This window comes from Streptosporangium sp. NPDC049376 (genome assembly GCF_044466505.1).
Lineage (GTDB): Bacteria > Actinomycetota > Actinomycetes > Streptosporangiales > Streptosporangiaceae > Streptosporangium.
This window is the reverse complement of sequence record NZ_JBITMT010000020.1, coordinates 17,039-28,640: the sequence shown is the minus strand read 5'-3', so window position 1 is coordinate 28,640 and position 11,602 is coordinate 17,039. Positions and strand designations below refer to the sequence as shown.

General features: G+C 68.7%; 13 protein-coding genes. 2 read left to right on the top strand and 11 right to left on the bottom strand.

What is annotated here, in order from left to right; translation table 11 throughout:
* Nucleotides 1-2: 2 nt before the first annotated feature.
* Nucleotides 3-212, bottom strand: a complete 210-nt coding sequence (locus ACIBVQ_RS33300; RefSeq protein ID WP_399182357.1) for a hypothetical protein — start codon at nt 210-212, stop codon at nt 3-5.
* Nucleotides 213-609: 397 nt separating this feature from the next.
* Between ACIBVQ_RS33300 and ACIBVQ_RS33295 the strand changes: the two genes are divergently transcribed.
* The gene (locus ACIBVQ_RS33295) at nt 610-912 is read left to right on the top strand and encodes a hypothetical protein (protein ID WP_399182355.1); all 303 of its coding nucleotides are present in this window, start codon (nt 610-612) and stop codon (nt 910-912) included.
* Nucleotides 913-1,070: 158 nt separating this feature from the next.
* On the opposite strand, the gene ACIBVQ_RS33290 is transcribed toward ACIBVQ_RS33295, so the two are convergent.
* The 7 genes from ACIBVQ_RS33290 to ACIBVQ_RS33260 all read right to left on the bottom strand — a co-directional run bounded on the left by ACIBVQ_RS33290 (nt 1,071) and on the right by ACIBVQ_RS33260 (nt 6,710).
* Nucleotides 1,071-1,481 carry a pentapeptide repeat-containing protein gene (locus ACIBVQ_RS33290; RefSeq protein WP_399182353.1) on the bottom strand — a complete coding sequence of 137 codons (411 nt, stop codon included), beginning with the start codon at nt 1,479-1,481 and terminating at the stop codon, nt 1,071-1,073.
* Nucleotides 1,478-2,206, bottom strand: a complete 729-nt coding sequence (locus tag ACIBVQ_RS33285; RefSeq protein ID WP_399182351.1) for a hypothetical protein — start codon at nt 2,204-2,206, stop codon at nt 1,478-1,480. The genes ACIBVQ_RS33290 and ACIBVQ_RS33285 overlap by 4 nt, the downstream gene beginning before the upstream one ends.
* Nucleotides 2,207-2,513: 307 nt before the next feature.
* A complete protein-coding gene (locus ACIBVQ_RS33280; protein WP_399182349.1) occupies nt 2,514-2,786 on the bottom strand; it encodes a hypothetical protein in 273 nt (90 codons plus the stop codon).
* Between the two features lie 268 nt (nt 2,787-3,054).
* The gene (locus tag ACIBVQ_RS33275) at nt 3,055-3,540 is read right to left on the bottom strand and encodes a nitroreductase family deazaflavin-dependent oxidoreductase (protein ID WP_399182347.1); all 486 of its coding nucleotides are present in this window, start codon (nt 3,538-3,540) and stop codon (nt 3,055-3,057) included.
* Nucleotides 3,541-3,543: 3 nt separating this feature from the next.
* Nucleotides 3,544-4,728 (bottom strand): FAD-dependent monooxygenase, encoded by a 1,185-nt coding sequence (locus ACIBVQ_RS33270; protein ID WP_399182345.1) that lies wholly within the window; start codon nt 4,726-4,728, stop codon nt 3,544-3,546.
* A complete protein-coding gene (locus tag ACIBVQ_RS33265) occupies nt 4,725-5,318 on the bottom strand; it encodes a TetR/AcrR family transcriptional regulator (protein WP_362785303.1) in 594 nt (197 codons plus the stop codon). Before ACIBVQ_RS33265 ends, ACIBVQ_RS33270 begins: the two co-directional genes overlap by 4 nt.
* 474 nt (nt 5,319-5,792) lie before the next feature.
* Nucleotides 5,793-6,710: an AraC family transcriptional regulator gene (locus ACIBVQ_RS33260; RefSeq protein WP_399182498.1), complete on the bottom strand. Its 918-nt coding sequence runs from the start codon at nt 6,708-6,710 to the stop codon at nt 5,793-5,795.
* A gap of 563 nt (nt 6,711-7,273) precedes the next feature.
* Here ACIBVQ_RS33260 and ACIBVQ_RS33255 point away from each other — a divergent pair.
* Entirely contained in the window at nt 7,274-7,939 is a 666-nt protein-coding gene (locus ACIBVQ_RS33255) for a maleylpyruvate isomerase family mycothiol-dependent enzyme (protein ID WP_399182496.1), read from the top strand.
* 354 nt (nt 7,940-8,293) lie between these two features.
* Here ACIBVQ_RS33255 and ACIBVQ_RS33250 read toward each other — a convergent pair whose 3' ends face one another.
* The 3 genes from ACIBVQ_RS33250 to ACIBVQ_RS33240 form a co-directional block, all read right to left on the bottom strand.
* Nucleotides 8,294-9,175 (bottom strand): PhzF family phenazine biosynthesis protein, encoded by an 882-nt coding sequence (locus tag ACIBVQ_RS33250; protein WP_399182343.1) that lies wholly within the window; start codon nt 9,173-9,175, stop codon nt 8,294-8,296.
* A 109-nt stretch (nt 9,176-9,284) separates the two neighbouring features.
* Complete coding sequence (locus ACIBVQ_RS33245; RefSeq protein WP_386194140.1) at nt 9,285-9,593, bottom strand: EthD family reductase; 309 nt, start codon at nt 9,591-9,593, stop codon at nt 9,285-9,287.
* 399 nt (nt 9,594-9,992) lie between these two features.
* A complete protein-coding gene (locus tag ACIBVQ_RS33240; protein ID WP_386194142.1) occupies nt 9,993-11,168 on the bottom strand; it encodes a serine hydrolase domain-containing protein in 1,176 nt (391 codons plus the stop codon).
* Nucleotides 11,169-11,602 lie beyond the last annotated feature (434 nt).

Sequence of the window (11,602 nt, the reverse complement as noted above, 5' to 3'; positions counted from 1 at the left end):
CTTCAGCCCTGATCACCCTTCGCTCCCAATCCGATAAATTCTCGCCGAGAGGCGGGATTGTCTTGATCTTGCGGGTATCCGGGGCTATCGGCGAGCGCACCTGCTATTTTTTCGATGGTGTTGCGTTGAAGCCAGACATGAGCGTGGATGCCAGCAGTGATGGAGATGGGGGCGCGGCCAAGCAGTTCCTTGTTCACCATCTTCTGCACCACTTCTTCTACTGGATCGGCGCCAGTCGACTGAGTCAGGACACGTCTTGTCCTGACTCAGCGAGAGCGGCGCAGACGCGAGGCTCTGGCCTGTGGTTCGCCACTTCCACTGAACCGTTCGTAGGGGCTGATCGGCTCAGTGGAAGTGGCACGCACGGAACTCTCGAACGCGAGACGAGACGGCGCCACATGGCGATGTGCCACCTTCGCTGAGCCGCGCGCCACGTTCACCGCCTTCCGCACCACTTCTATTGAGTCGGTGCCAGTTCGACTGAGCCAGGACACGTCTGAGCGTGTCGGTTGGTGTCGGCCCGGTTGTCTGGCTCCTGATAATGCGCCTTCTCAAGAGCTAGGGTGATCTTTGTGATCTTCCTTCTGAGTTCAGCCGGAAACGACAGTCATGAGTGAGTCGCCCTCCCCGATCACCCTGCGGGTCACCGTTGCCGGAGACAGCCTGGAGGATCTGGCCCACGAGGCGCTCAGCCGCGGCTGGGAGTTCTTCGGAGACGACGCCGAAGTCTGCATCGTCAACGGCAAGGCCACGATGATCCAACGAGACCCGCACCTCTACACCGCCTGTGTCGTTGTGCGACAGGTTGGTACCCGCCCACCCGACGACACCCCCGATGACGGTTCACACACCTACGCCAGATCCTGGGACACCCGCGGATCAGCCGAGCACAGTGGGCAGGAAGACCGGTGAACACCCTGCAGTCCCCAGCTGCGTCCAGCCGGTTCCGCCACCGCAGTCACCGGTTTCCCGGTCTCCCACACCGCCGTCGACCACACCCTCAGCCTGGCCACGCGTCGCCGTCGACTGGTAAGGACTCACCACCTGATGCGCGAACGCAGGGAGGATTGTCAAGCTTTCTCGCTCGCGTCGTCTGCGACCAGGTAACCCCTACCGTCGGACGTCATCTCCAGGTGCCATCCATCCGGCCACACATGATCATCCATAGGAACAGCCGTCGCGTCGACGAAATCAACACCTTCAATGAAGGTCACTTCATCAAACCGGGCGTTCTCAGCGAAGGTCGTCTCATGGAACCCGATTCTCTTGGTGAAGGTAGCCCCAAAGAACAAGGCGGCCTGGGTGAAGGTCACCCTGGTGAACTCAGCGCTCCCGGTGAAAGTTGCTCCAACGAACCAGGCGACCTCGATGAAGGTCGCTCGGAAGAATGTTGCACGCCCGGCGAAGGTTACGTTGCTGAAGTCGGCCTCCGTGACGTGGCAGTTGCGGAAGTTCAGGCTAGTGAGGGTGACGCCGGTCAAGTCGATGCATATGCCTTCCCAGAACTGGGGGCCGGCCGGTTCGGCGGTGCGTTTATCCGGTGTGCGGTCGTCGCGTAAGTGCTCACCCAGAATGCGCTGGGCGGTGAGGCGGACCTGGAGTTCCTCGTGCGGGTTGCGCCAGTGGCGGGGGTGGAGGCCCCGGCGATGGCCGCGCGCGGGACAGCCGGCGCCAGGTCCTGCTGGGCATCGTCGGGTGACACCCAGGGCACGCGCAGGTAGGCGCAGATGACGTTGACGATGGTCTGCCGGTGGCCGGGGTTGTCCTGCGCCAGGCGTTCCAGTGCGTACAGGCCGCCCAGCCGTACCGCGGACGCCTCATGACCGAGCTGCTCGACCGCCTTCGTATACAGGTCGGTCACCCGGCGCTCGACGGCATCGTGGGTGGTATGCGCGGCGGTGACCTCCTGGTGGTGCTGGCGGCGGAAGGCCAGCACCAGCGTGACCGCCGCCCCGACGGCGGCCCCGGCGGCCAGTGCGGTGCGTAGCACCTCTCCTCGCGCGTTCCCCGATCCACCGGTGCTGGGGTTCGAGATGGGAACGGTCGCGGCCGGGTCGGCCAGGAGCCACCACAGCGTGGCGGCGACCGCGACGGTCACCAGCACGGCCACGCAGGCAACCCACCAGAGGGCCGACCGGGGAGTGCGCAGTGGCGGGAGTGTGACGGCCTGCCGGCGGGAAGGACGACGGCGCGGAAGGAACGGCATGCCTGCCATTCCCGCCATCCGGTACCGCCGTTACGGATGCCGAAGCCACCAGTCAGGAGACACCGGCTTTCGCGAACTTTGCGAGCCGCGTGGGAGGCGATCTCGGGGCGGGCTGCCCCTGCCCGGTCTGGAGGACAGCCGTCGTTTGCCCACTCGCTCCGCCGTACGGGCCGGACGCCGATTCCTCGGGGACTTGCGGGCGGGCGGCGCCGACAAAAGGATGCACCGCGGTCCCAGGGAGGGCACCGCCCGCAGGAGGAAGGCCGGACCGGGGACGGCGATGGCGTTGCGGCGCGGGCCGTCTCGATCAGCGCCGCGAGCACGGTGAACACCCAGCCCGTCCCCGCCGGCGAGCGGTCGAAGAGGTCGGCGCCCCGGAGACGGGCGGTCCCCGCACGGCCAGACCGAGCGCGCCGAGCAAGGCGACGGCGAGGTTCGCCGCACCGGCCACGAGTACGGCGGCCGCCGGAGGCGCGTGACGGCCGACCGTCCCGGCACTGATCGGCTCGCCGATCTCCTTCTCGGTGCGGGTGTGCCAGGTGGCGAACAGACTGGCGAGGACAGCGGCGGCGCCCGCCACCCATCAGGCGGTCAGGCCTCCGGCGGAGGGCGGATCGAAGATCGGCCCGGTGAGCGCACGCAGAGCCGGGTCGGCGCCGATGGTGGGCCCCGGCGCGAGCGTTCGGGTACAGCTCGATGATCACCGAAGCGGTGGCCGTCACGGACCGGACGCTCCGACGTTGGCGGTAACAGTGGCGAAACGCATCGGCCAGAGGCATTTCGCGGGAGTTCGCCCGTTTTCGGGAGGGGTCGGTGAAGCGTTTGATCCGGCGGCGGTCGCCGGTTGGTCAGCCGCTGTGGGGCCGGCGCGGAGTGAAGCAGACGAAGGGGATGCGTCTGCCCACCTCGCGGTAGTCCTCCTGGCTGCCGTCAACGGCGAAGCCCATGATCTTGCAGAGCCGACGGGCCGCGGCGGGGTGGCGGGGCGCGTACCGGGCCATGATCTCGGCCCCCGCCTCGGTCTCGACGGGGGTGGCCGTCACCTGGAGGACGCGGCCGCCGACCTGGATCGTCACTTCGGGAGCGGCCATGACGTTGCGGTACCAGTCGGCTTTGACTCCGAACCCGGAGGCGGCGAAGTAGCCGTGCTCGTCGTGATGGACGACCTCGATGACGGCTTGGCGACGACGTCCTGAGACCCGTCCGGTGTGGGTGAGCAGCATGACGCGGTGGCCCATCAGCGCCCCCAGACCCGCCCGGTACAGCAGGATGGGCAGCCGCCACAGCCTGCGACGTATCCCGGTCGGCGGGGCGGGCCTGTTGACGATCTCCATGATTCAGCCTCTCTCGAATTCGACGCTGGCCGGGGGCAGGAAACTGTCCGCGCAGAACTGCCGGCGCAGGACGGGTGCGAACAGGTGACGTGTGATGAGCCGGTTGGCCAGGCTCTGGGCCGTCAGCCCGGCTCGGGTGACGGGCAGCAGCATCCGGGCGAACAACAGCGCGTTGCGCTGGCGACGCCGTACCTGGGGACGCATCCGCGCCTGGTAGCGGGCGAAGGCTCTTTCGTGGCCGGGCTCGGACGCCAGCGCTTCGGCCAGCACGTACGCCCCGGCCATCGCCATGGACACGCCCTGGGCCGAGACCATGGTCATGCAGCCGCACGCGTCGCCGACCAGGGCGACCCGGCCACGATGCCAGGCGGGCATCACGACCTGGGCCATCGTGTCCATGAAGATGGACTCCCCTGCGGGGGCGTCGTCCAGCAACGACGGCGTGAGCCAGCCCGCGCCGTCGAACCGCGCCCGCAGCAGGTCCAGGCGCCGCTCACGCGGAACGCTCTCGCCGTACGACGAGCGGAACAACAGCAGGGTGACCAGGCGACCGGGCTCATCATTGGGATAGACGACGACCTGACGTCCCGGCTCGGTGTAGTGGGCGCGCACCCGGCCCCAGCCGTAGCGGTCGGTCACCGGGTAGGAGGCCAGGCGGCAGCCGAGGTGACGGACGAACCGCTCCTCATGGCCGAAGACGAGTTCCCGGGTCCGCGAGTGAATGCCGTCGGCCCCCACCAGCAGATCGAACCGTTCCCTGCCACCGCCCGTGAAGCCGACCTCGACGGCCGTGCCGGTGTCGCGGACCTCGGCGAGGCTCTCCCCGAAGCGGATCTCCACCTCGGCGGCGACGGCGTCGAGCAGGGCGCCCTCCAGCGTGGAGTGCATCAGCGGCAGGTGTGGCCCCCGGATGATCCGCTCCAGCAGCTCCGGCGTCAGACTGGCCTGGGAACGCCCTGAGGCGTCGACGAACTCGACCGCGTCGACCGGCAACCGGTGCGGGGTCAGCCGGTCGAGGACGCTCATGCGGGTGGCCACGTCGTATCCGGTGCCGAAGAAGTCGATCCCGTACCCGCCCAGGCGACCGTGTGGCGCGTGTTCCACCACGACGGGTTCGATGCCGCGGTGCCGCAACCAGTACGCCAGCGTGAGCCCGGCGATCCCGCCCCCGCTGATGAGGACCCTCATCCGTCCTCCCCGGGCAGCAGTTGCTCGGCCACGGCCAGCGCCTCGCCGATGGGAAGCTCGCTGTCGATCATGTAGTGCAGCATCAGCCCGTCGATCGCGGCGACGACCAGGGTGGTGATCCCGATCGACCGGCCGGGCGGCCAGTCGGGATGCGACCGGCTCAGGCGCTCGGCGATCCGCCCCCGGGCCTGGCGTAGCTCGTCGCGCAGCACCGCGCCCAGTGTGGGGTCGCGGGTCGCTCCGACGATCAGTTCCGCGGCCAGCCGGGTGGGCCCGTCGCCCGCCGTACGGGGCAGCAGGGTCGCGATCGTGGTGAGGGCGGCCCGCTCGTCGTCGGCGCCGAGCAACTCCTCGACGAGCGGGTTGATGATGAGGTCGGTGGCCCGCCGGAAGATCGCCGCGTGCAGGCCGGGCAGTCCGCCGAAGTGGTAGTGGATCAGGCCGGGGTTGGTTCCGGCGCGCTCGGCCACCGCGCGCGTGGTGACGCCGGGCCACCCCTGCTCGTCCAGGAGCGCGATGCCGGTCTCCACCAGCTGCTCGCGACGCCGGTCGCCTCGCGCCGAGTTTGGTCGATCGGCCAAATTGGTCATGTGGCCAACTTAGCACGCGTCCCGCGGAAACGGTCAGGTCACGTCGTCGGCGAAGTGTGACAGGGCCGTCTCAGCCAGGGCGGGGCGATCGAACGACTTCCCAATCACGCTCGGCGACGCCGCAGGCGCGGCAGCCGTGCGATGGCCCCAGCGACGACGGGGTGTGGCTGTCGCGGCGCCCGCGTTCCCACCCACCGGCCGAATCGGGGTGTTACCGATTCCTGACGGCTGGGTGGAAAAACGCCTTCAGAGGAGGACGGTCGGCGAAGCCGGGGATTCCCGGTTTCCATATTTCGGCTGCATGACGTGCCGCCAACGGGTCGTTCCGCCGGACCCGAGCACCGGGAAGCCCGCCCGTTCTCCTGTCTGGATTCGCCACGAACAGGCTTCCAGGGCTCGCGCGGCCTCTTGGACGCCGTTAACCGACTGTCATAGGCCGCCGGACCTCGAAGATCCCGACGCGGGTGTCGTGCTTCAGCCGACGCGGCGCCGGTAACCGCCGGGCGGTGACCCGTACTGGCGTTTGAAGGCATGGGTGAAGGTGTACTGCGAGCTGTAGCCGACCTGTTGGGCGATCGTGTTGACGGGGGCGTCGGAGGTGCGCAGGAGCCGGGCGGCGGTGGTCATCCGCCACCATGTCAGGTAGGTGAGCGGTGGCTGGCCGACCAGGTGGGTGAATCGCCGGGCGAAGGCGGCACGGGACAGGCATGTCTGCGCGCCCAACTCCTCGACGGTCCATTGTCGGCTGGGGTCTCCATGGATGGCGCGGAGGGCGGCGGCGACGGCGGGGTCGTGCAGGGCCGCGGCCCAGCCGGTGGCGGAGTGGCTGGAGAGGCGCCGTTGTTCGAACCACGCGCGCAGGATGTAGAGCAGGAGAAGATCCAGCAGGGTGAGCAGGATCGTGTCGGAGCCTGGGCGGGCGTCGTTGTCCAGTTCCACGCCGAGGAGTTCGATCGCGGCGCGGAGTTCCCTGTGGCGCCCTACCCGTGTCGGCAGGTGGATGACCTCGGGCAGGTCGTTCAGGAGCGGATGTGGCCTGGAGCCGTCCAGGAGGTAGGCGCCGCAGAGCATGACCACCGTGGGCGGCCGCTCGGCTGACGTCTCGTCGGCGCGGTCATCACGGACTCCGGTGAACGTTGCGGGCGGATCGCTCGCCGGGGTGGACGGGTCGTCGGCCAGCCCGTGTGCGGATCCGCGCGGCAGGAACGCCACGTCACCCGGTCCGAGCGCGATCGGCTCACCCTGCGAAGGGAGAAGCCAGCACGTTCCCTGGAGAACGATGTGGAACCCGGCGGACGGCACCGGCGCAAACCACACGGCGAAGGGAGCGGACTTGACCACCCGGCCCGAGTGGGGTCGACCGGTCCGCGCCGCACTCACCACGTCAGACAGGACATCCTCCGAAGGCCGGCAAACGCGACCCGCGAAGAATTCAGCGGACTATTCACCCCTGGTCAAACCATCCAGGAAGACTCGGAACGCTTGGCGCACGCTCCGGCACGGAGATTCCTCGACCCCTAACCGACCGCCCCGGGGACGGTGGCGACGAGGTGGTCAAGGCAGGCGTCGAACCGCGCCCGGTCGAACTCCTCAAGGGTTCCCGAGGCATCGTCCGGTCGTAGCTGAATGAACTATCTGGTCAGCCGCTTGAAGGTCGGTAGCCACGTCAGGCAAGTAGGGTGGCCCGATCTGCTCGGCGGCCGTCTGTTGGGCAGTGGGTTCGTCCCGGTCTGCCGCTGTCACGGTTCCGTCATCGGCGCCCCTCGGATCAGAGGGGGGATCGCGGGCGTTGGGATCCCGCTGGGGACAGATCCAGAAGGGCCTGAATCGGCAAACTGGCCGGAATTGTCGCTCATGAGCGACGATTTCGTCCCCTGGCGGAAGTCTTCACCTTCGACCGTCCTAACCAACCTGACGCGAGGACTCCTGTGACTGACGAGAAAAGGCCGTCTGACATGACCGATCCGGCACCCAAAGCACGGGGCGCTCACGTGGCCGACCTCTGGCCGCTGGTGCATGCCGAGCGAGCGGCTCTGGCGGGCGACCTGGTGGACTTGGTCGACGAGCAGTGGACGACGCCGTCGTTGTGCGCCGGATTGACGGTGCGGGAGGTGCTGGCGCACCTCACCGCAGGGGCGAGCCTCAATGGTGTGCGGTGGCTTACGGGGGTGATCCGCTACCGGTTCGACTTCGACAAGCAGGTCGCCATGCGGCTGGCCGAACAGTTGGGCGCGACCGCGGCCGAGACGCATGACAGGTTCCGCCGCGTCATCACGAGCACCACCAAGCCGCCTCTCCCGGTCATCGCGATGCTGGGTGAGACGATCGTGCACGCCGAGGACATCCGACGGCCGCTGGGAATTCGCCATGACTACCCGATCGAGACCCTCACCCGGGTGGCCGACTACTACCGGAGTTCGGACCTGGTCGTCGCCGCCAAGAGACGGATCGCCGGCCTGCGGCTCGTCGCCGCCGACGGCCCTTTCACCACGGGCTCCGGCCCGCTGGTGTCCGGCACCACCCTGGCGCTGGTGATGGCCACGACCGGACGCTCGGTGTTCTGCGATGAACTTGACGGCGACGGCGTCGAAATCCTGCGCGATCGGCGCGACATGACATGACCCGGGGGTTCGAAGCCCGCTCAGCCGTTGTCCTGTTGCCTTAGGACCGGCGACCTCTACGGACGCGACCGACGCGCCGCAGGTCATGGAGCGGACGCAACGGGCGTGCCGCAGGGCATCGATCAGACCGGGAGGCCCAGCGTTTCGGGGTTTCCCAGGCCGACAAGCGGCAGGGGTCGGGGTCGAACGCCAAAAGGTAGGTAGGGAGACGAAAGAAGCTTCCGGCCCGCGCCTTGGCTGACCTTGTGGGCGTCCTCCTCCCGAAGCTGGTCTTCTGCTTGTCGGTGCTGACACGGACCAGGCCGATGAGTGCCATCGCGAAAGCCCCATGCGCGGATCGTAGAAGAGGACGGTCTAGTCGTCGCCTCGGTGTCCGTCGCGGACCACCGCTAACCCACCGACCCGGGTCGTGATGCCCGCCGGTCCGCGTCGGGCCGAAGCGAGCACGCTGGCCGGTCGGCCGAGGGTGTCGCCCTGCTCCACCTCGATCGTGACCGTCTGCGCCCCTGTCGTGTCGAGCAGGTGGGCGGCCAGGCAGCCGGTGCTGTTGGCGTTGGCGACGTCCTCGTCGACGCCGATCGCCGGCGCGAACATCCGTGCCGCACCCGGTCGGTCGCCCACCGGCGGTACGTACACGAAACAGCCGAGAAGCCCGTACCGCCGACACGCCGCTGTCAGCCTGCCGAGGTGTGGGTGGACCCGGAGCAGCGCCGACCGGTCGTGGACCGGTACCAGCATGCGTGGTGCGCCGGGCGCGGCGATCCGTGGCGCGTCGGTCGGATGCGGGTCGTCCGCGGTGAGCCCGAGCGCGGCGACGATCGCGGCGCTCTCGTCCGGCGCCGGGTGACGCAGCGCGACGAGGCCCTGGTCGAACCACACCTCGATGCCGGCGGGTCGGCGGATCGCCACGGTGTCGAACGTGCGCCCGCCGGTGTGTTGGCGGTCGTTCAGCTCGCCCAGCGCGGCGCGGGTCAACCGGACGGCCTGCGCGGCAACGGTGCCGTGGCCGCAGCCGGACAGTTCGGCGGTGGCGGTGAAGAACCGGACCGGCCGGCCACCGTCCGGCGTCCGCTCCGGGCCGAGGAACGCCGCGTGCGAGGTGCCGGCCGCAGCAGCGACCGCACGCCGGTCCGCGTCCGTCGCCGCCGGGTCGTCGTCGGTGACGGCCGTGGGGCTGCCGCCCCGGCCGTCACGCCGCACGCACGCATCGACCACCGTGACATCCGGCCAGGACATCGGCCCCCCTTGACGCTCAACGAACCGGCAACCGCGAACGGCGTCGCACCGACAGCCCGACCCGGCCGCGACGGCCGACCGAACGCGCACCGGAGCGTACCGTCCTGCCTCAGCCGGTGCCGTCCTGCACCGGATAGTGGATGATGACCGCACCGCCGGTGGCGTAGTTGGCGACATCGGCGGCCAGTCGCCGGCCTTGCGGCGACTCCCGTGCCGCGGCCATGGCGGCGGCGTCAGCGAAGTCGCCTTCGAAGACCGCGAAATACGGCGCTTCTCCCGTGGCCGCCACGTCGAAGCTGTAGCGCCACGCAAGCAGGCCGGGCCAATCCATGACCAGCGGAAGGTGGTTGGTCACGTAGTAGTCGCGGAAGTGGTCAGGGTCGGCGGGCTTGGAATACAGGACCACCAACTTATGCATGACGACCTCCGTCCAGAACGCTCCGGGTGACCTGGAAGCTCCCGCTGAGAACTGCCGCCGGCCTCGCTGGGTACGGAGCATCGGAATCTGGGTGAGGACGGAGGTGGCTTCGAGGAGCGCGTGGGAGTCGGTGGCCGGCCGCAGCGGGAGGTCGCCGACGAAGGTCACGACATCGGGGAGGGCCCGGGTGGGTCGGGTCGCGCCGGAATCCGTCGTCGAGCACACCGGGCTCGGTGGCCGCGGCCTTCGCGAGACCCGTGAGAGCGGACTCGAAATCGGCGGTGTGCGTGAGTGCGATGTCCGGTGCTGCGGTCAGTTGAAGCGTCATATGCGCAGGTTAGGGCTCGATGTGCAGACGAGGGAAAGACCAATACGGGATAGACCCAGAACGGATCATTATCAATCAGCTGACGAGGATGGGCAGAAGACGGTCTCCACAGCCTTGAACATGCCTTCGGCCGGCCCGCTGATGTCCTTGACGCTCAGGGTGGTCGACATCGAGAGCTGACGGCTGCCGTCTTTCGTGGAGAAGGTCATGGCGAGGTATCCGGCGGTGCTCCCGCCCATGAAGAAGCCGTCGAGTTCGCCGTCGCAGAAGGCGGGGCCGCCCCCACCCGGGGGTGGGTCGTTGGGCAACCGGTCCGTCAGGACTCGCTGGAGTGCCGGCGGCAGTAGCTTGCCCTGGGAGAACGCCCTTTTGAAGGCGCTCACGTCGTGCGCGGTGGAGACCACCCCTCCGGCCGCTCCGCCGAAACCGGCGTTGAACCGGTCCACGTCGCGCAGTTCGCCGTCGGCGTCGGGGTAGTAGCCATGGCCGTGTGGCCCCTTGATGCCTTCCGGCGGCCTGACGGGAAGGTAGGTCCTGGTCATCCCGAGCGGGCCGAACAGGTGCCTGTGCAGTTCGGTGGCCAGGTCGTGGCCGGTCAGCCTCTCGATGATCATGCCGAGGAGGGTGTAGTTGGTGTTGGAGTAGGAGTATTTCTCACCCGGTTCCCCGGTACGGGGCCGACCGCGGCTCCACTTCACCAGATCGAGCGGCTGATAGGGGGTCGTGAAGTCGAACACGTCGAACGAGACGTCTCCCTCGCTCCCGTCCGGGTTCGGCTCCTTGGCGTACCAGTCGGGAATGCCGGAGGTGTGCCGGAGCATCTGCCGTACCGTGATCTCATCGGCGCGCGCCACCAGGTTCTCCTTCGCCACCACCGGCAGCAGGTCGCCGAGCTTGTCGTCCACGCCCAGCCTGCCCTCCTCGACCAGTTGCAGCACCACGGTGGCCACCATCTCCTTGGTCTGCGACCCGATCCGGAAGCGGGCGTTCGTGGGTATCCTCCCGCCCCTGCCGTTCAGCAACCGGGAGCCTGCGCTGCCCAGCCCGATGGATCTCCCATCGACGTAGGCCCCGCCGACGGCCCCCACGACCCCGGGGACCCTGGCCAGTTCCTCCATCGCCCTCTGCACGTTCCCGGCCCGCGCCGGAGCGGCGGTGGCGGGCCCGGCACAGGCCATCGTCAACATGACGACACCGGCGGCGCCCCATACCGGCGAACGCCAACCCCGGTTCCTGTCATCAGTCACGCCTTCTCCTTTTCGTGATCATCTTCGCCGTGGCCTTCCGCCCGAAGGACGGTCACGGCCGGCTCATCTCGCCCTGCTTGACGGGGGAGACGCCCCCGGCCCGACGCAGGCACCGGGTCATGGCCTCACATCGGGCCGGGCCCCTGGGCAGGCGGCCCGTTCGGCTTCGACCCGTCGACCGGTACGGTCACCGTGCCGCAGACCGCCTCCGACCTGGCAGGCAGGGCTTCCAGCCCACGGAGAACGGTTCAGGTCAGGAGCGGTTCGAGGCCCTGCTCTCTCGCCGTCGACCTCGTCCACTGTCGATCGGCCGCGTCCCGGCCTCGTCCGCGCCGTGTCATGGTTGTGTCACGGCTGCGCTGACGGTGGTCGCTGTCGAGAAATCACGGCGTTCGACGGCGGCGCGTACGCATTCGGTACCACTCATGGTTCGT

What these genes read in the sequence shown, in the direction of transcription:
- ACIBVQ_RS33295 (WP_399182355.1), top strand. Translation starts at nt 610, where the DNA reads ATGAGTGAGTCGCCCTCCCCGATCACCCTGCGGGTCACCGTTGCCGGA.
- ACIBVQ_RS33285 (WP_399182351.1), bottom strand. Translation starts at nt 2,206, where the DNA reads ATGCCGTTCCTTCCGCGCCGTCGTCCTTCCCGCCGGCAGGCCGTCACA.
- ACIBVQ_RS33275 (WP_399182347.1), bottom strand. Translation starts at nt 3,540, where the DNA reads ATGGAGATCGTCAACAGGCCCGCCCCGCCGACCGGGATACGTCGCAGG.
- ACIBVQ_RS33270 (WP_399182345.1), bottom strand. Translation starts at nt 4,728, where the DNA reads ATGAGGGTCCTCATCAGCGGGGGCGGGATCGCCGGGCTCACGCTGGCG.
- ACIBVQ_RS33265 (WP_362785303.1), bottom strand. Translation starts at nt 5,318, where the DNA reads ATGACCAATTTGGCCGATCGACCAAACTCGGCGCGAGGCGACCGGCGT.
- ACIBVQ_RS33255 (WP_399182496.1), top strand. Translation starts at nt 7,274, where the DNA reads ATGACCGATCCGGCACCCAAAGCACGGGGCGCTCACGTGGCCGACCTC.
- ACIBVQ_RS33250 (WP_399182343.1), bottom strand. Translation starts at nt 9,175, where the DNA reads ATGTCCTGGCCGGATGTCACGGTGGTCGATGCGTGCGTGCGGCGTGAC.
- ACIBVQ_RS33245 (WP_386194140.1), bottom strand. Translation starts at nt 9,593, where the DNA reads ATGCATAAGTTGGTGGTCCTGTATTCCAAGCCCGCCGACCCTGACCAC.